This is a genomic window from Rhodococcus sp. JVH1, assembly GCF_000280725.2.
GTDB classification, from domain to species: domain Bacteria; phylum Actinomycetota; class Actinomycetes; order Mycobacteriales; family Mycobacteriaceae; genus Rhodococcus_F; species Rhodococcus_F jostii_A.
Genome location: NZ_CP166289.1, coordinates 4299645 through 4316767 on the forward strand (window position 1 = coordinate 4299645; position 17123 = coordinate 4316767).

A 17123-nucleotide genomic window follows, 5' to 3' on the forward strand; every position below is an offset into this window, starting at 1 on the left:
CGCCTGGTGGCCGGCGGCCGGTGGCACCCGCCGGCACGACCCCGGACGCTCAGCCCTCGTAGGGGTAGATGTCGAACGGTTCGCCGTCGAATCCGACGACCATGTGTCCGGTGTGGCCGGCGGCGTTCTTCACGTGGATGGAGATGGTCGGCGGTCCGTCGTCGGACCCGGGTTCGTACCGGAAGGACACGATCTCCACCGCGCCGTCGGGGACGTGCAGGGTTTCAGGTGCCCCGGCGAGCAGTCCTGCGATCGCGACCTGGTCGACGGTGCCGAGGTCGAAGGACTTCTCGTCGTCGGATCGGGTGGACGAGCTGCCCCAGTCGTCGAATTCGCCGTCGTAGAGGTAGGAGTCGGATTGCCGCGCGTTACCGACGGCCGGCCGGTCGAAGACGGCGTGGGCCGGGTAGAGGCCGAGTTCGTCGGCGACGGTGTCGCCGTATTCGGCGCGGTACTCGTCGAGGAAGAAGTGCAGGCCGGCGCCGGTGGTCAGGTTCGGCACCGACTTCGACGGGCCGAGTTCGCTGTTCGCGACGGCCCCGGCGATGCCGCCGACGGCGGCCGCGGCGACGACGAGGACCGCGGCGTACACCCACCGCCGCGACGATCTGCGGCGTCGCGGGGACACGACGGGGCTGGCCGCGAGGCGGCTGGGGATCTGCAGGTCGCCGACGAGGCGGCCGAGTTCGTCGAACGTCTTCGCCCGCATTGCCGTGGAGGTGCGGGACGCGTGCTCCTCCGCGGACAGTTGCCCGTCGGCGAGCGCCGCGTCGAGCATCCCGCAGGCGTCGGCGCGGTCGGAGTCGCGTGCGCGGATACCGGCGAGTGTGGTCCTGGGCATCTGCGTCCTATCGGCCGAAGGGGTAGACGCTCAGTGGTTCACCGGACGGGGCGAGTTCCATGTGTCCGCTCTCGCTGAATTCGTTGGTCACGTAGATCGACACGGTGGGGCCGTCGCCGTCGGCCTCGAACGAGATGTGGCTGACTTCTCCGTCGGGGACGCCCAGACTCACCGGGGCACCCACGACCGTTCCGCCGATCTTGTCGAGGTTCAGCGTCGACAGGTCGAACACGGGTGTGTCGACCTTCCGGGTGGTCGGGGTTCCCGACGGCGTGAAGCCGCCGCGGTAGTCGTAGCTCACCATCCGGTTCGGTTCGAGGGGCAGCGCGCGTTCGAGGCCGGCGTGGCCGCCCTCGTAGAGGGTGAGGTCGTCGACGATCAGGTCGCCGAACCTGGCGAGGTACCGGTCGAGGAACACCTTCATGCCCTCGGGGGTGACGGGATTCGGCGTCGGGACGACCAGCGGTTGGACGGAGTCGAAATCGACCTGCTGCGCGACGGGGGTCACGGTGGCCTGCGCGTCGTCGCTGTCGACGAGCGTGAAGGCGCCGACGGCCGCCACCACTGCGGCGACGGCGACGGCCGCCGGGAACCAGTGCTTGGCGGTGTCGCGTGGGGGCCGTGCGTCCGGTGGTGCGTCGGCGGGTCGCTGCAGGTCACTGACCAGGACCTCGAGGTCGGCGAGGGTGCGCGCCTCCGCGGCGAGTTCGGACATCGCGCGGTGTTCTGCCTCGTTGATCTGGCCGTCGCCGAACGCGGCGTCGAGAAATGCGGACGTGTTGGCTCGATCGACGTCGCGTGCCCGCGTGTTCGGTGGGTATCGGCTGGCCACGGGTGGATCTTAGAGCTAGTTCGCGGGATTCACCTGCCATACGTCTCCGCCGAGCGTCGCCCGCAGGTAGCCCCCGCCGGTCTGTTGCTTGTCGTAGACGTACACGTTGATCGTCGGTCCCTTGCCGCCGTCGGCGAGGAGAACGTGCCCGATGGTGCCGTCCGGGGCTCCGACCAGCCGGGGTGCGTCGGCGATGAGCGCGACGAGTGCCGGCACGTTTACTTGCGCGAGGTCGACCTCGCCGGTTCCGGGGAGGCGCTGCGTGCGGATCCCCGACGTCTTGAACCCGCCGCGGAAGTCGTACCGATCGACCTTGTCGGGCGCGTCCGGGGCGGTCCGCGACAGGATCGCGTACTCGTCGTACAAGCCCAGTTCGTGGACGGTGAGGTCGCCGAACTTCTGCCGGTACTGCTCGAAGAGGGCGTAGATCCCGTCCTGGGTGAGGGGCTGCGCCTGGCCCACGATGATCGGTTCGACCGCGGGCACCTCGACCTCCGGCTGGGCCAGTGGCTTGTCGATCTGCACCGGGACCGGTGGGGTGACGGGGTCCGGGCCGTCCTGCTCGGTGAGCGCGAGACCGACCGCGCCGACCGCGATCACCGCACCGCACGCGACCGCGATCCGCAGCGCCCGGCGGGGTGAACCCGCTGTCCCGACAGGTGCCTGTGCGGTGATCGACGACGGCAGTTGCAGGTCACTGATCAGCAGGTTCAGCTCGGCGAGGGTCTTCGCCGACATGGCCTGGGCGGTGCGGTCGTGGTACTCGTCGGCGCCGAGCTGCCCGTCGGCGTACGCGGCGTCGAGCTGGCTGCATGCGTTGACCCGATCGAGGTCACGTGCGCGAGTCTGCGAGGACGGTCCTGAGGCCACACCGGCATCGTAGTGCGGCAACCGTGTTTGACCAGTGTCACTCGACCGACCCCTTCTCTCCGGACGCGACGCACGTACTCTGGTCTCCGTGCGGATACAGCGGCAGGTGGTGGACTATGCGCTTCAGCGCCGGTCACTCCTGGCCGAGGTCTACTCGGGCAGGACGGGTGTCACAGAGGTGTGTGACGCCAGCCCCTACCTGCTTCGTGCCGCAAAGTTCCACGGCAAGGGCAGTGATGTGGTGTGCCCGATCTGCCGTAAGGAGCAGTTGACTCTGGTCTCCTGGGTCTTCGGTGACAAGTTGGGCCCGGTGTCGGGTTCGGCTCGTACGGCCGAGGAGTTGGTGCGTCTCGCGTCCACTCAGGAGGAGTTCTCGGTTCACGTGGTCGAGGTGTGCCGGACTTGCAGCTGGAACCATTTGGTCCAGTCCTATGTTCTCGGTACCGTGCCCGAACCGAAACGGCCCAGGCGTTCGTCGCCACGGCCGCGGCCTCCGAGCCGTCGTACCGCGAGCGAGTAGACACGCCCGAACACGGACGCGGGCAGAAGAGTGCCCACAGACGTAACGCAGGACTGAAGCCGGTCCACAACCACTGGAGATTTGTACGTGAGTTCCCCCCGCAGCAACGCCCCGGGTGATCGACCGAACGGACCGAGACGACCGAGTGGCCCCCCGCCACAGGGACGCCCCGGAGGTCCACCACCCCGCGGCGGACAGCCTGCGGGTGGGCCCCCGCCGGGCCGATCGGGCGGCTCGCCGCCGCGTCGGATGCCGCCTCCGCCCCCGCAGGGTGGTGGCCGTCCCCCCGGCCCGCCGCCTCGTCGTCCCGGTCCGCCGCCGCAGGGTGGTGGGCGTCCGCCGGGTCCCCCGCCGCGTCGTCCGGGCCCGCCGCCCGGCCGTCCTGCAGGTGCGCCCCCAGTGGCGCGTAACCAGTCGGGTCCCGGTGGGCGCCCGCCGGGACCTCCGCCGTCGAACGGTCGCAAGACCGGCGGCGGCCGCGGTGGCGAACCGCCGAAGGGTGGAAAGAAGACGGCTGTGAAGAAGTCGCGGTGGAAGATCGTGCGCCGGACGGCGTACGCGTGCGTCGCGATGGGGCTGATCATCCCGATCCTGCTGTTCATGGCGGCATACGTCGTCCAGGACGTCCCGCGGCCCGGCGACCTCAAGACCAACCAGGTGGCCACGATCTACGCGTCCGACGGAACGTCGGTGCTGAGCAAGGTCGTGCCGCCGGAGGGCAACCGCACCGAGGTGACGCTCGACCAGATCCCGAAGCACACCCGTGACGCGGTGCTCGCTGCCGAGGACCGGGACTTCTACTCGAACCCCGGCTTCTCGATCGGTGGGTTCGCGCGTGCCGCCCGCGACAACGTCCTGGGCAAGGACAGCGCCGGCGGTGGCTCGACCATCACGCAGCAGTACGTGAAGAAGACGATGGTCGGTTCAGAGCGTTCGCTGACGCGAAAGATGAAGGAACTCGTCATCTCGTCGAAGATGGCCCGCGAGTGGTCCAAGGACGACATCCTCGCCGCGTACCTGAACACCATCTACTTCGGGCGTGGTGCGTATGGCATCGCGGCCGCGTCGAAGGCGTACTTCAACAAGCCCGTCGACCAGTTGACGGTCGAGGAGAGCGCGGTGCTGGCGTCGTCGATCCAGCTGCCGTCGCTGCTCGATCCGGAGACCAACCCGGAGGGTGCTCAGGCGCGCTGGAACTACGTGCTCGACGGCATGGTGTCGGCGGGAACGCTGGAGCAGTCGGCCCGGTCGGTGATGCAGTATCCGCCGTACGTGCCGATCGCGCAGGTCGACAACGGCAACCAGGACTCCGGACCGGAGGGCCTGATCAAGAACCAGGTTCTGCGTGAGCTGGGTGAGGCGGGGATCAGCGAGCAGCTGCTCAACACCGAGGGCCTCGAGATCACCACGACGATCGACCCGGTCGCCCAGGCGGCGGCGGTGGATTCGGCGCGCTCCAACATGGAGGGTGAGCCGGAGAACCTGCGTACCGGTGTCGTGTCGGTCGACCCGAAGACCGGCGCGGTGCGCGCGTACTACGGCGGCGAGGACGGCGGGGGGTACGACTTCGCGAACGCCGGACTGCAGACCGGTTCGTCGTTCAAGGTGTTCGGTCTCGCCGCGGCCCTGGATCAGGGCATCCCGCTGTCACAGATGTACGACAGCTCGGAGCTCACGGTCAACGGCATCACCATCAGCAACGTCGAAGGCGAGGGCTGCGGCACCTGCACCATCGCCGAGGCGTTGAAGCGTTCGCTGAACACCAGCTTTTACCGTCAGGAGCTCGAACTCGACGGTGGACCGCAGGCGATCGCCGACATGGCCCACAAGGCGGGTATCCCGAAGGAGATCCCCGGTGTCGGGCCTTCGCTGACCGAGCCCGACGGCAGCGGTCCGAACAACGGCATCGTGCTCGGCCAGTACCAGTCGAGGGTCCTCGACATGGCGTCGTCGTACGCCACGTTGGCCGCCTCGGGTACGTACCACCCGCCGCACTTCGTGCAGAAGGTCGTCAGCGCCGACGGAACGGTCCTGCTCGACCGTGGCGGTGACACCGGTGAGGACCGCATCGACAAGGACGTCGCCGACAACGTGACGTCGGCGATGGAACCCATCGCCGGGTACTCGCGCGGCCACAACCTGGCGGGCGGACGCCCGTCGGCGGCCAAGACGGGTACCGCGCAGCTCGGTGACACCGGCAAGAACAAGGACGCCTGGATGGTCGGATACACCCCGTCGCTGTCCACGGCGGTGTGGGTGGGCACCACGGACGGTCAGGCGCTGGAGAACAGCAGCGGCGCCATGATCTACGGTTCCGGTCTGCCGTCCGACATCTGGAAGGACACGATGGACGGCGCCCTCGCGGGCACCGACGTCGAGAAGTTCCCGAAGCCGGGTGCGATCGGTGGCCAGTCGGGTATCCCGGCCTATTCGGCACCGGCACCGACCAAGACATCGGCGCCGCCGACGAGCACGTTCCAGCTGCCGACGGAGCTCGTGCCGCCGGTGGTCGTGACGCCGTCGCCGGTCGAGATCCTGCCCGGGATCACCATCCCGATTCCGGGTCTGGCACCGAGGCCCACCACCGCGGCCCCGGCGGTTCCGGCGGAACCGGAGACGACGACGCCGCCGAACGCCGGTAATGGCAACGCCCAGCAGCAGGTTCCGGCCCGTTAACGGCGACCGGTAGCCTCGCGGAGTGGCCGACAACCCTGACGCGCACGCCTTCAGCGACGCGGGTGAGACGGGATTCGTCTCGCCCGCGCCGCTGGCGAAGGATCGGCGTTCCGCGGATTGGCGGGACCTTCCCGGGCGCACCGATCCGCTGACCGCCGACCTCTCCGGGGTGATCGGTGGTCCGGTCGGACGGCATGCGGTTGTCGGGCGCAGCCGGTTCTTCACGCCGATGCGCGCCATTCTGTTGCTGGCGATCGTGTTTCTCGCGCTCGGCTGGTTCGCGAAGGCGCCGTGCATCCAGCAGGCGCCGGTCGGCGAGAACGGCGCGCTCGGGCTCGACTGGAGTGGCAGCCGGCAGTACGTCGCCATGTGCTACTCGGACACGGTCCCGCTGTATGGCGCGGAACGGTTGAACGAGGGCGCCTTCCCCTACAAGAAGTGGTGGGAGGAAGACGCCGGCAACGGCCAGACCCAGCGCCGCTACATGGAGTACCCGGTGATCTCCGGGCTCTACCAGTACGGCGCGATGACGATCGCGAAGTCGTGGGACGCGGTGCACTGGCTGCCCGGTGCGCTGCAGGTCGCGATCTATTTCAACGTCGTCGCGCTCGGTCTGGCGCTGGCGTGGCTGGTCACCGTCTGGGCGAGTGCGCTTCTGGCCGGACGCCGCATCTGGGACGCCGCGCTGATCGCCGTGTCCCCGCTGGTGATCGTGCACGCGTTCACGAATTTCGATCCCCTCGCAACGGCTTTCGCGGCGGGTGGGCTGCTGGCGTGGTCGCGGAAACGGCCGGTGCTCGCCGGGATCCTGCTCGGCCTCGGTGGTGCCGCCAAGCTGTATCCGCTGCTCCTCCTCGGGCCTCTGCTGGTGCTGTGCCTGCGCACGGGCAAGGTCCGTGAGTGGTCGGTGACGGCGCTGACCGGTATCGGCGCTTGGCTGACGGTCAATCTGCCGATCGCCCTGCTGTTCCCACGCGGCTGGGCCGAATTCTTCCGGCTCAACTCCGAACGCGGCGCCGACCCGGACTCCGTCTACAACGTCATCTCGTCGTTCACGGGCTGGACCGGATTCGACGGGATCCTGTCGGCCGGTCAGGCGCCCACCGTCCTCAACGCGGTGTCGTTCCTGCTGTTCGCCCTCGTGTGCGTCGGGATCGGGTACATCGCGCTGACGGCGCCGCGACGGCCGCGACTGACCCAACTGTGTTTCCTGCTGGTCGCGGGTTTCCTGCTCACCAACAAGGTGTGGAGCCCGCAGTATTCGCTGTGGCTCGTCCCGCTGGCCGTGCTCGCCTTCCCGCACCGGCGGATCCTGCTGGCCTGGATGACGATCGACGCGCTGGTGTGGGTGCCGCGGATGTTCTACTACCTCGGCGTGGCCGACAAGGGACTCCCCGAGCAGTGGTTCACCGCCGCGGTGGTGGTCCGCGACATTGCGGTCGTGGTCATCTGCGCGCTGATCATCCGCCAGATCTACCGGCCCGGCGAGGACCTCGTGCGGTACGGCTTCATCGACGATCCTGCGGGCGGCGTGCTCGACCAGGCGCCCGATGCGCAGCCGCAGTGGCTACCCGCCTGGCTACGGCCACGGCCGCCGGTAGAAACGGCTCCCGCTCACAGCGTTTAGGGCTTCGACAGCACCAGCGCCGCCCCGACCGCGAACACCGCGATCGACAGGCCGAGGGCGATCGCGCGGATCGACCACTGTCGGGCGTCGGCGGCGGCGCGCACCGAAAGGTCGTATTCGCCGCGCTCCCACAGTCGGTGGACGGTGAGCGAGCGCAGCAGTGCGACGATGCCGAACGGCACGAACGCGATGATCGCAACAATGGCGAGCGGCAGACTGCTGGCGGGCGGCGGTGCCAGCGGCCCGCTGTGGTCCGCCGAGGTGTCCTGCTGCTGCGACGTCATGCGTTGCCTCCCCGTGGTGGAGCCCACGACCGTGGGCGACGAGGTGGAGTATAGACCGTCGAGATTCCCGACTGTGCAGTGCCTTTCGCGCGGCCGGCGGTTACGGTCCGGCTATCGGCCGGTCTCCACGACGGGGGGATGCGCCCGGGCTGCGACCCACGCCGCCACCTGCGTGCGGGAGCTGACGGCCAGCTTGTCGAAGATGTGCTCGACGTGTCCGTCGACGGTGCGCCGCGAGATCACCAACGCCTCGGCTATCTGCCGATTGCTGAGGCCCTGGGCGAGCAGGTCGGCGATCTCCTGTTCCCGTTTGGTGAGCGGCGACGCCTCGGCGCGCGGCGCCCTGCGCTCGGTGGGGGTGCCCAGTGCGAGGTCGACGGCTTCCTCGATGGTGAGCCGGACCGCAGGCGTTGCGAGCTGGGCGAACTCGTCGGGCCCGACCATGCGGGCGGCGTCGCGCTCCGACGACAGCGAGTCGTCGGTGATATGGGGGCCGAAGGCGGCGACGGACGTGCCCAGCCGATGCCACACACCCTTCGCGGCGCCGCACAGCCTGGCCGCCGCGTTCGCGTCACCGCTCGACGTGGCCACCCACGACAGCACCTCGATCGACAGAGCCGTGCAGATCTTGTCCTTGAAGTCGCGCTGGATCCGCAGCGCCTGCTGGGCAGCGTCGACGGCATCGTCGCCCCGGCCCAGGTGGAAGTACGCGACGCTCGAAACCCACAGGGCGTAGGCCTTGTTCCACTTCTCGCCATGCACGTCCGCCACCGCGATCACGTCCCGGCACGTCTCGAGGGCGTCGTCGAGCCGGCCGTCGTAGGTCTGCGCCATGCCCATCTCGAACGACGCGGTCAGCACCGAGGCCGTGTCGCCGACGGCGCGGTGGACGGCGATGGCATCACGGAACAGCCCGATGGCTTCGTCGGGGCGGCCGGAGAACACGGCGTGGATCCCCGCCCAGTGGTCGGCGTGCGCGCGAAGTCGTTCGTCACCGAGCGCGGTCGCGATCGCCGTGCACTCGTCGAGGTGTTCGCGCGCGGCGTCGCGGTCACCCTGGATCAGCGCGGTCCACGCGGTCACCCACAGCACGTCGCCCCGTTCCCGGGTGGGGTCGGTGAGCCGTAGCAGTATCCGCTCGAGCCGGGTCCTCCCGTCGGACAGGTTGCCGCCCGCGATCCAGTGGTACCGCAGCGAGACGGCCAGTTCCGCGGCCGCCGCCCGCTGCGAGTCGTCGTGCAGGGCCCAGTCCAGGGCGGCCACGAGGTTGGGGTGGTCGATCCGCAGTCCCGCGAGGATCTCCGATTGTCCTGGCCCGCACCAGTCGAGCGACGACCGGCGGGCGCGCTCCGAATAATGCTCGAGATGTCGCCGGTACAGCTCGTCGCGCTCCCCGCTCAGCTCGAGGAGCTCGTGCCCATACTCCCGCACCGTCATCAGCTGCGAGTAACGGAGACGCTCGGTCGAACGGTCCACGGTGACAAGACATTTTCCGACCAGGCGGTCGAGGACGTCGATGACCGGCGAGTCCGACAACGCACCGAACCCGCTGACGGCTTCCGCGGCTTCGAGATCGAAGCTTCCGGGGAACACGGCGAGCCGCGACCACAACAGCCGCTCGGTGTCCGAGCACAGTTCGTAACTCCAGTCGATGAGGGCGCGCAGCGTCTGCTGGCGAGGCATCGCCGCCCGGTCACCGCCGGTGAGGAGTGCGAAACGCTGGTCGAGGCGTTCGACGAGCTGCGACGCGGACAGCGACCGCAGCCGGGCGGCGGCGAGTTCGATGGCGAGCGGGATCCCGTCGAGCTGATTGCACAACTGTGCGACGGCGGGGGCGTTCGCGTCGGTGAGGCGGAAGTCGGCGACGACGCCCTGCGCGCGCTCCACGAGCAACGACACCGATTCGAACGTGGCGATGTCCGCGGCGCGGCAGTCCTCGATGTCACCCGGAGTGCTCAGCGGTGGAAGGAGGTACGTGAATTCGCCGGCGATCCCGAGCGGTTCGCGACTCGTGGTGAGGATCCGGACCTCCGGCGCGGAGGCGAGGACGGTGCCGACGAATTCGCTTGCCGCGGACAGTAGGTGCTCGCAGTTGTCGAGGACGATCAGCATATGCCGGGACTGCAGTTGGTCGATCACCTTGTCCATCACCGCACGGCTCGACTGGTCGGTGACGCCGAGCGCGGCCGCGGCCGCGGAGGGCAGTGCGTCGGGATCGCGGACGGGCGCGAGGTCGATCCACCGGACGGAATCGCGGAAGGCGCGGGCGGAGCGGACCGCGAGTTCCTCGGCCAGCCGCGTCTTGCCCACGCCGCCGGCACCGAGCAGCGACACGAGCCGGGATTGCTGCAGTCGTGCGCGGGCTTCCTCGATCTCGCGGCGTCGGCCGACGAAGCTGGTCATCGACCTCATGAGTTCTCTCGAGCGAGTCAGTGGATTTCTCCCGTGTCCGGTTGGCCAGGTGTGGAACGAAACCTACCCCCACCGAATGTGACGGACAACACAGGTAACCGAGGGGGTGTTTTACCCGGTGTGGGGGTGATGTGACGTGGGCCATTGTCGTTGGCATACCCCGGTTGCCCGCTCGACTCCAGCCGGAACCCATCGTCCCGAGGAGCCCAACGCATGTCAAAGACCATTTCTGCCGACGTCGACGTCGTCGTCGTGGGTGCCGGATTCGCCGGCCTCTACGCCCTGCGCAAGCTGCGCGACACGATGAAGCTGTCGACACGGGTGTTCGAAGCCGGCTCGGACGTCGGCGGCACCTGGTTCTGGAATCGCTATCCGGGTGCCCGCTGCGACATCGAGAGCGTCCACTATTCGTACTCGTTCGACGAGGATCTGCAGCAGGAATGGCAGTGGAGTGAGCGGTTCGCCGGACAGCCGGAGATCCTCCGCTACCTCGAACACGTCGCCGACCGCTTCGACCTGCGCAAAGACATCACGTTCGACACCCGCGTGGTCGGCGTGCACTGGGACGACGAGAACTCGGTGTGGACGGTCCGCACCGACGACGGCGCCGTCGTGCGCAGCCGGTACTTCATCTCGGGGGCAGGCAACCTGTCGGTGCCGAAGACGCCGGAGTTCGGCGGTATCGACAACTTCCGCGGCGAGGTGCTGCTCACCGGCAACTGGCCACGTGAGGGCGCCGACTTCACCGGCAAGAGGGTGGCCGTGATCGGGACCGGGGCCAGCGGCATCCAGGCCATCCCATTCATCGCCGAGGACGCCGCCGAACTGGTGGTCTTCCAGCGCACCCCCAACTTCGCGACCCCTCTCGGCAACGGTCCGATGGACCCGAACGAATTGGCGGACATCAAGAGCAACTATGCGGACGTGCGGACCGCGGCCCGCAACCACTTCCTCGGCGTCCCGTTCAATCAGGTGCAGCCGTCCGCGCTCGCCGTCGACGCCGAGGAACGCCGCCGCACGTTCGACGAGCGCTGGAACGCCGGCGGGTTCCGATTGTTCATCGACTCCTACCAGGACATCCTGTTCGACAAGAAGGCCAACGACACGATCGCCGACTACATCCGCGACCGGATCCACGAGCGGGTGCAGGACCCGGCGAAGGCCGCGACGCTGGCGCCGACGGGCTACGCGTACGGCACCAAGCGTCCCCCGCTCGAGACCAACTACTACGAGGCGTTCAACCGCGACTCGGTGAGTGTCGTCGACGTGAAGTCCACGCCGATCGACGAGATCACGCCGACCGGAGTCCGGGTCGGTGACCGCGTCTACGAGGTCGACACCATCGTCCTCGCAACCGGATTCGACGCGATGACCGGTCCGTTGATGGCCATGGACATCCGCGGTCGGGGCGGTTTGCCGTTGGCCGAGAAGTGGGAGCACGGACCCAGGACCTACCTCGGCATCATGGTCAACGAGTTCCCCAACCTGTTCCTCATCACGGGACCGCAGTCGCCGTCGGTGCTCTACAACATGCCACTCGCCATCGAGGACCACGTCGACTTCGCGACCGACGCGATCGACTACCTGGACCGACGCGACCTCGACGTCATCGAGCCCACCGCGCAGGCCGAAAGCGATTGGGGTGCCTTGACCAACGAGATCGCCGACCAGACCCTGCTGCCGGAGACGAACTCGTGGTACATGGGCGCGAACATTCCCGGCAAGCCTCGTGCCTGCATGGTCTACCTCGGCGGCGCCCCCACCTACCGGGCGACGTGCGACGAGGTAGTGGCAGGCGGCTACTCCGGTTTCGCGCTCACCCGGGCGGAGGCCCGCGCGGCCTCCACCGTGTCCTGACCCCTACCCCCCACCAAAGGAGACCGAAATGGCACTCGACGCACACGCAGCAGAATTGATCGCCGGACTACAGGCGCAGGGGCTGAAAGCTTTCGAGCACAGCACCGTGGAGGAGGCGCGGGCGGTGGTGGCGACGTTCGCCGGACTGCAGGCGCCGCCCGAACCCGTCGCCCGGGTGGAGGACGCGCACTACGAGAGCGGCGGAGCGCAGATCGCGCTGCGGGTCTACGTGCCGGAGGGCCGGGCACCGCACCCGGTGGTCCTGTACTTCCACGGCGGCGGGTTCGTCGCCGGCGACATCGACGTCGTCGACGAACCGGCGCGGGCGGTCGCGAACGGCGCGGGCGCAATCGTCGTCGCCGCGACGTACCGCCGCGCCCCGGAACACCGGTTCCCGGCCGCCGCCGACGACGCTGCCGCCGCCCTGCAGTGGGTGGCCGACAACGTCGCAAGTTACGGCGGTGACCCCGGCAACGTCGTCGTCATGGGTGACAGCGCCGGCGGCAACCTGGCCGCCGTCACCGCGCTGCGGGCCCGGGACGAGGGCGGACCGCGCCTGCGGGGGCAGGTGCTGATCTACCCGGTGATCGATCCGAACGCGGACCTCCCGTCCCGGCAGGAGTTCGCCGAGGGGTACGTGATCGGCGCCGGGGACCTCGACTGGTTCTGGAGCAACTACCTGTCCTCGCCGGAGGATGCGAAACACCCGTACGCCGTACCGAGTCGCGCCGCCGGTTTCGAGGGGTTGCCGCCGGCCCTCGTGCTCACCACCGAGAACGAGGTGGCCCGCGACGAGGCGGAGGCGTACGCCGAGTCGTTGCGGCAGGCCGGCGTCGATACCGAGGCGATCCGCTTCGACGGGCTGATTCACGGATCGTTCTGGATGTCCGGGGTGGTGCCGCGCAGCGCCGAAATGCGCTCGGCGGTCGTCGAGTTCGTGAAGAGGGTGACGGCCACCGCTCCCGTCGCGTGACGTGACCCGACCGTGTCAGCCCTCGACTCGAGCCTCGAGTCGGGGGCAGATGCGCGGCCACTCCTCGTCGATCATCGAGAACAGTGCGGTGTTGCGCCACGTCCCGTCGCGGCGACGTCGGTGCTTGCGGAGGATTCCCTCGAACTCGGCCCCCAGCTTCGCGATGGCGCCGCGGGAGTGGGCGTTGCGTTCGTCGGTGTGCCATTCGACGCGGACCGCGCCGAGGTCTTCGAACGCCCGCCTCAGCAACAGCAGTTTCGCCTCCGGATTGATGAGCGTGCCCTGCGCGGAACGGGACAACCAGGTGTGCCCGATCGCGAGGCTGCGATTCTTCGGGTCGATCAGATACAGCGACGTCGAGCCGACGATCCTCTCGGTGGTGACGTCGATCTGCGCGTACGCGAGGCGGGTCGGATCCTCGTCGGCGGTGCGGACGAACGCCACCGCGTCGCCGCGGTCGGCGATCGCGGCGGACGTCCAGTGGAAGATGCGGGGGTCGTCGACGGCGTCCACCAGGCCGTCGACATGGTTGTCGCCCAGCGGTTCGAGTCGTACGTGCCGTCCGGTCAGTGTGGGGTGCGCGAACCAGGATTCGCTCATCGCACCGGCTCGGGAGATTTCAGCACCGGCCGTCGGCCGGACTCGGGACCGGTGCGCCCGCGGACGGGCGGATGCCGTTGGGCGGCACGCAGGAACACGAAGAACAGCACCACCAGCAGTCCCGCGCGGCCCCAGACCCCGAACTTCACGAGAACCTCGAACGTCGACGCGTCGGTCTGAGCTGCGAGGGCGCCGAAGTACTTGAAGACGCCGATCCCCATCGACAGGTCGGCCACCAGATACGCCGCGACGAGCCCCCACGGGACGCGCAGCAAGACGAAGAACGGGATCAGCCACAACGTGTACTGCGGCGAATGCACCTTGTGCAGCAGCAGGAATCCGCAGAGCATGGCGGCGCTGACGGCGATCCACGGGTAGGCGCCGTCGCGTTGGAACCGCAGCCAGCCGAGACGCAGGGCGATCGCGAACGCCGCGCACACGAGGAGCGGCGACAGCAGGCTCACCGTCTGGTCGTACGCGGGGAGCGGGACGTCGTCGGCGACCGGCCCGAACAGCGGTCGCAGGCCCCAGTACCAGATGGAGTTGGTGGTGAGGTCGGCCTGACGGTTCTCCTGGAACGTGAACGACGCCCGCCATCCGCTGTAGGAGATGAGGGCGAACGGCAGGTTCACCGCCACGACGGTGGTGATCGCAGCCACCGCGACCATCACCGCGCCGCGCACGTCGTAGCGCCGCCCGGCGGTGCCGTTCCGGGTGAGGACGTAGGCGATCAGCGGCAGCACGAACGCACCCGGATACACCTTCAGGCAGAAGCCGACGGCGAGGAGCACCGCCGCGAGGACGGCTCGGGCACGGAGGGGGATCCGTTCGAGTGTCATGACGAAGATCGCGGCCACCGACGTCGCGACCACCGGCAGTTCCCAGTTGTGGAAGGCGTACAGCACCAGCGGCGGCGTGGCCGACCACAACAGTGCCCACCAGCCGGCCAGACGTCCGAGCATCCACGCCGTGAGCAGGCCGAACGGGGCGAGGATCAGCGCCGAGTGCAGCAGGAAGTCGGCGTCGGTGTGTGAACCGATGCCGCCGAGCCACATCAGCACACCGCTCAGCACCGGGTACTCCACGGTGCCGCCGGTGAGGATGCCGTCGGCGTTGATCCCCCCGGTGACGTACGGGAAGACGTGCAGGTTGACGTCGCGTCCGAGCCACAGGAACTGGATGTCGGAGTAGCAGACCTGCGTGTCCTTGATGCGGTCGAAGATCAGGGATCGCCCGACGCCGTCGAACGGAGCCCCGGCGCACCGCGCCTTCTGCAGGTAGCCGGCGAGCATGGAGAGGCCCGCCAACCCGACGACGAGCGCCGTGATCGGCGACCGCTGCCGAGCTCCGATATGCATGAATCCACATTAGGGTGCGTGGGCCTCCGCGTGCGAAGCGGAACGCCGCGGGTGCGGAGGTCAGTCGCTCGCCCGGCGCAGGGCGTTGGGTTTGTGGACGGCGTCCCGCCCGCTCTTGTCGCTGACGACGCGGTACTGCGGGTCGTCCTCGGACGCCCGCACCGTGCGGCCCGCCGCCTCGGTGTCCTCGGTGATCTCCTCCTCGACCGTCCCCGACGTGGTGGTGCCGTGGGTCTTCCACTCCACCTCGTCGCCCTGTCGGAATTTCTTCTCTTCTGCCATCGCGTCGGCGTACCCCGCGGTTCCCGGTGTCACACCGGCTTGCCTGATTTCGCTGGTCAGGGGCTCGTCGTGTAACCTGCAAAGGTTGCTGACGCAACGACCCTCCTGCCACGGACAGTCCGTGGCCGTTTTCACTAGTCCATAGGAGGTGATGAGGTCTTATGCGTCATTACGAATTGATGGTCATCCTTGACCCCAGCCTGGACGAGCGCACTGTTGCTCCTTCGCTGGATACGTTCCTCAATGTTGTTCGCCAGGACGGCGGCAAGATCGACAAGGTCGATGTCTGGGGTAAGCGTCGTCTCGCCTACGAGATCCTGAAGCACAGCGAAGGCATCTACGCGGTGATCGACATCAGCGCTACTCCCGCCACCGTCGCAGAGCTCGACCGTCAGCTCGGTCTGAACGAGTCGGTGCTGCGTACGAAGGTTCTGCGCCACAACAAGTGATTTCTGTCGGTCACCAGCCCTAGGCTCGTGCCCAACCGAACTCCACATTCTGCAGGAGGAACCATATGGCAGGCGACACCGTCATCACCGTCATCGGAAACTTGACGGCTGATCCGGAGCTTCGATTCACCCCCGCGGGAGCCGCGGTCGCGAACTTCACTGTCGCGTCCACGCCCCGCACCTTCGACCGTCAGACCAATGAATGGAAAGACGGCGAAGCACTGTTTCTGCGTTGCAACATCTGGCGCGAGGCAGCCGAGAACGTCGCGGAGAGCTTGACCCGTGGCTCGCGAGTGATCGTGAGCGGCCGGCTCAAGCAGCGTTCGTACGAAACTCGTGAAGGTGAAAAGCGCACTGTCGTCGAGCTCGAGGTCGACGAGATCGGCCCCTCGCTGAGGTACGCCACGGCCAAGGTCAACAAGGCCAACCGTGGTGGCGGCAGCGGCGGTGGCTTCGGTTCCTCCGGCGGATCGGGCGGCGGACGTCCGCAATCCAACACCGGCGGAGATGATCCGTGGGGCAGCGCGCCGCAGGCGTCCGGCTCCTTTGGAGGCTCTGGTGGCGGGAGCGACGAACCCCCGTTCTGATCCGTACCTGATCGGAACATCCAGAAAAGAGCAAACTAATGCCGAAGCCGCCCTTGCGCGACAAGGTAATGAAGAAGAAGATCTGCATCTTCTGCAAAGAGAAGAACACGCAGATCAACTACAAGGACACGACGCTTCTGCGTAAGTACGTCAGCGACCGCGGCAAGATCCGCGCGCGCCGTGTCACCGGCAACTGCGTCCAGCACCAGCGCGACGTTGCCATTGCCGTCAAGAACTCACGTGAGGTGGCGTTGCTGCCTTACGCCACCGTGGCTCGCTAAGGAAAGGGAGGAAAGACATGAAGCTCATCCTCACCGCTGACGTGGACAACCTCGGTGCGCCTGGCGACACCGTCGAGGTCAAGGACGGCTACGGCCGCAACTACCTGCTGCCCCGCGGCCTGGCCATCGTCGCCACCCGTGGCGCCGAGAAGCAGGTCGAGGGCATCCGTCGTGCGCAGGAAGCCCGCGCCGTGCGCGGACTCGACCACGCCAAGGAGCTCAAGGACGCCATCGAGGGCCTCGAGAACATCTCGCTGTCGGTCAAGACCGCCGGTGACTCGGGCAAGCTCTTCGGTTCGGTTACCGCCGCCGATGTCGCCGGTGCCATCAAGGCCGCCGGTGGACCCGTCGTCGACAAGCGCAACCTGGAGCTGCCGAAGGCTCACATCAAGGCGACCGGCAAGCACGCCATCGTCGTGAACCTGCACCCCGACGTGGTTGCGAAGTTCCACCTGAACGTCGTCGGCGCCTAGTCGACTCGTTTACTCACAGGCCCCCCGGACGCCTCGGCGTGTGGGGGGTCTGTGCTTGTCGATTCCGGCTCACAGCCGCCCTCTCGAGGCCGGTTTCACCGGTGTGAAGCACGCAGGGGAGCGGCTTCCAGCTGTGTCTGGAAGTTAGCCGCCCCGCCGGCGATCTGTGAGGTGAATCATATTGCCACGCAGGGGGCGACC

17 protein-coding genes are annotated in these 17123 nt (G+C 68.1%); 9 read left to right on the plus strand and 8 right to left on the minus strand.

Annotated features, from left to right (window positions below; genetic code table 11):
• Window positions 1–49 precede the first annotated feature (49 nt).
• From JVH1_RS19805 to JVH1_RS19815, 3 genes are read right to left on the minus strand one after another with little or no spacing between them, the layout of a single operon-like run.
• The gene (locus JVH1_RS19805) at window positions 50–841 is read right to left on the minus strand and encodes a DUF1707 domain-containing protein (protein WP_009476447.1); all 792 of its coding nucleotides are present in this window, start codon (window positions 839–841) and stop codon (window positions 50–52) included.
• A 7-nt stretch (window positions 842–848) separates the two neighbouring features.
• Window positions 849–1673 carry a DUF1707 domain-containing protein gene (locus JVH1_RS19810; protein WP_009476446.1) on the minus strand — a complete coding sequence of 275 codons (825 nt, stop codon included), beginning with the start codon at window positions 1671–1673 and terminating at the stop codon, window positions 849–851.
• 15 nt (window positions 1674–1688) lie between these two features.
• On the minus strand, window positions 1689–2543 hold the full coding sequence (locus JVH1_RS19815) for a DUF1707 domain-containing protein (protein WP_009476445.1): 855 nt from the start codon (window positions 2541–2543) through the stop codon (window positions 1689–1691).
• An 88-nt stretch (window positions 2544–2631) separates the two neighbouring features.
• Between JVH1_RS19815 and JVH1_RS19820 the strand changes: the two genes are divergently transcribed.
• The 3 genes from JVH1_RS19820 to JVH1_RS19830 all read left to right on the plus strand — a co-directional run bounded on the left by JVH1_RS19820 (window position 2632) and on the right by JVH1_RS19830 (window position 7366).
• The gene (locus JVH1_RS19820) at window positions 2632–3063 is read left to right on the plus strand and encodes a DUF5318 domain-containing protein (protein ID WP_029539769.1); all 432 of its coding nucleotides are present in this window, start codon (window positions 2632–2634) and stop codon (window positions 3061–3063) included.
• Window positions 3064–3462: 399 nt separating this feature from the next.
• Window positions 3463–5739, plus strand: coding sequence for a transglycosylase domain-containing protein (locus tag JVH1_RS19825; RefSeq protein WP_009476443.1), 2277 nt, complete (start codon window positions 3463–3465; stop codon window positions 5737–5739).
• Window positions 5740–5761: 22 nt separating this feature from the next.
• Window positions 5762–7366 (plus strand): glycosyltransferase family 87 protein, encoded by a 1605-nt coding sequence (locus JVH1_RS19830; protein ID WP_009476442.1) that lies wholly within the window; start codon window positions 5762–5764, stop codon window positions 7364–7366.
• Here the strand turns inward: JVH1_RS19830 and JVH1_RS19835 are convergent.
• Both JVH1_RS19835 and JVH1_RS19840 read right to left on the minus strand, forming a co-directional pair.
• Window positions 7363–7650 (minus strand): CD225/dispanin family protein, encoded by a 288-nt coding sequence (locus tag JVH1_RS19835; RefSeq protein WP_009476441.1) that lies wholly within the window; start codon window positions 7648–7650, stop codon window positions 7363–7365. The two genes, JVH1_RS19830 and JVH1_RS19835, sit on opposite strands and share 4 nt — an antisense overlap.
• Before the next feature lie 111 nt (window positions 7651–7761).
• Complete coding sequence (locus JVH1_RS19840; RefSeq protein WP_009476440.1) at window positions 7762–10053, minus strand: LuxR C-terminal-related transcriptional regulator; 2292 nt, start codon at window positions 10051–10053, stop codon at window positions 7762–7764.
• A gap of 222 nt (window positions 10054–10275) precedes the next feature.
• On the opposite strand from JVH1_RS19840, the gene JVH1_RS19845 reads away from it, so the two are divergent.
• Together JVH1_RS19845 and JVH1_RS19850 are read left to right on the plus strand one after the other, a co-directional pair.
• Window positions 10276–11919, plus strand: a complete 1644-nt coding sequence (locus JVH1_RS19845; protein ID WP_009476439.1) for an NAD(P)/FAD-dependent oxidoreductase — start codon at window positions 10276–10278, stop codon at window positions 11917–11919.
• A 28-nt stretch (window positions 11920–11947) separates the two neighbouring features.
• Window positions 11948–12892 carry an alpha/beta hydrolase gene (locus JVH1_RS19850; protein WP_009476438.1) on the plus strand — a complete coding sequence of 315 codons (945 nt, stop codon included), beginning with the start codon at window positions 11948–11950 and terminating at the stop codon, window positions 12890–12892.
• A gap of 15 nt (window positions 12893–12907) precedes the next feature.
• On the opposite strand, the gene JVH1_RS19855 is transcribed toward JVH1_RS19850, so the two are convergent.
• From JVH1_RS19855 to JVH1_RS19865, 3 genes are read right to left on the minus strand one after another with little or no spacing between them, the layout of a single operon-like run.
• On the minus strand, window positions 12908–13492 hold the full coding sequence (locus tag JVH1_RS19855) for a GNAT family N-acetyltransferase (protein WP_009476437.1): 585 nt from the start codon (window positions 13490–13492) through the stop codon (window positions 12908–12910).
• Window positions 13489–14850 carry a glycosyltransferase 87 family protein gene (locus JVH1_RS19860; RefSeq protein ID WP_009476436.1) on the minus strand — a complete coding sequence of 454 codons (1362 nt, stop codon included), beginning with the start codon at window positions 14848–14850 and terminating at the stop codon, window positions 13489–13491. The genes JVH1_RS19855 and JVH1_RS19860 overlap by 4 nt, the downstream gene beginning before the upstream one ends.
• A gap of 60 nt (window positions 14851–14910) precedes the next feature.
• Window positions 14911–15132 (minus strand): DUF2945 domain-containing protein, encoded by a 222-nt coding sequence (locus JVH1_RS19865; RefSeq protein ID WP_157174032.1) that lies wholly within the window; start codon window positions 15130–15132, stop codon window positions 14911–14913.
• 161 nt (window positions 15133–15293) lie between these two features.
• Here JVH1_RS19865 and rpsF point away from each other — a divergent pair, with 161 nt between their 5' ends.
• The 4 genes from rpsF to rplI all read left to right on the plus strand — a co-directional run bounded on the left by rpsF (window position 15294) and on the right by rplI (window position 16922).
• Window positions 15294–15581 carry a 30S ribosomal protein S6 gene (rpsF, locus tag JVH1_RS19870; RefSeq protein WP_005249677.1) on the plus strand — a complete coding sequence of 96 codons (288 nt, stop codon included), beginning with the start codon at window positions 15294–15296 and terminating at the stop codon, window positions 15579–15581.
• A gap of 65 nt (window positions 15582–15646) precedes the next feature.
• Entirely contained in the window at window positions 15647–16168 is a 522-nt protein-coding gene (locus tag JVH1_RS19875; RefSeq protein WP_005249678.1) for a single-stranded DNA-binding protein, read from the plus strand.
• 38 nt (window positions 16169–16206) lie between these two features.
• Entirely contained in the window at window positions 16207–16449 is a 243-nt protein-coding gene (gene rpsR, locus JVH1_RS19880; RefSeq protein WP_005249686.1) for a 30S ribosomal protein S18, read from the plus strand.
• A gap of 17 nt (window positions 16450–16466) precedes the next feature.
• Window positions 16467–16922, plus strand: a complete 456-nt coding sequence (rplI, locus tag JVH1_RS19885; protein ID WP_009476433.1) for a 50S ribosomal protein L9 — start codon at window positions 16467–16469, stop codon at window positions 16920–16922.
• Window positions 16923–17123 lie beyond the last annotated feature (201 nt).

Excerpts from the sequence above, each read along its gene's own strand:
- JVH1_RS19845 (WP_009476439.1), top strand. The coding sequence starts at position 10,276 with ATGTCAAAGACCATTTCTGCCGACGTCGACGTCGTCGTCGTGGGTGCC.
- rpsR (WP_005249686.1), top strand. The coding sequence starts at position 16,207 with ATGCCGAAGCCGCCCTTGCGCGACAAGGTAATGAAGAAGAAGATCTGC.
- rpsF (WP_005249677.1), top strand. The coding sequence starts at position 15,294 with ATGCGTCATTACGAATTGATGGTCATCCTTGACCCCAGCCTGGACGAG.
- JVH1_RS19865 (WP_157174032.1), bottom strand. The coding sequence starts at position 15,132 with ATGGCAGAAGAGAAGAAATTCCGACAGGGCGACGAGGTGGAGTGGAAG.
- rplI (WP_009476433.1), top strand. The coding sequence starts at position 16,467 with ATGAAGCTCATCCTCACCGCTGACGTGGACAACCTCGGTGCGCCTGGC.
- JVH1_RS19860 (WP_009476436.1), bottom strand. The coding sequence starts at position 14,850 with ATGCATATCGGAGCTCGGCAGCGGTCGCCGATCACGGCGCTCGTCGTC.
- JVH1_RS19805 (WP_009476447.1), bottom strand. The coding sequence starts at position 841 with ATGCCCAGGACCACACTCGCCGGTATCCGCGCACGCGACTCCGACCGC.
- JVH1_RS19875 (WP_005249678.1), top strand. The coding sequence starts at position 15,647 with ATGGCAGGCGACACCGTCATCACCGTCATCGGAAACTTGACGGCTGAT.
- JVH1_RS19855 (WP_009476437.1), bottom strand. The coding sequence starts at position 13,492 with ATGAGCGAATCCTGGTTCGCGCACCCCACACTGACCGGACGGCACGTA.
- JVH1_RS19850 (WP_009476438.1), top strand. The coding sequence starts at position 11,948 with ATGGCACTCGACGCACACGCAGCAGAATTGATCGCCGGACTACAGGCG.
- JVH1_RS19840 (WP_009476440.1), bottom strand. The coding sequence starts at position 10,053 with ATGACCAGCTTCGTCGGCCGACGCCGCGAGATCGAGGAAGCCCGCGCA.
- JVH1_RS19835 (WP_009476441.1), bottom strand. The coding sequence starts at position 7,650 with ATGACGTCGCAGCAGCAGGACACCTCGGCGGACCACAGCGGGCCGCTG.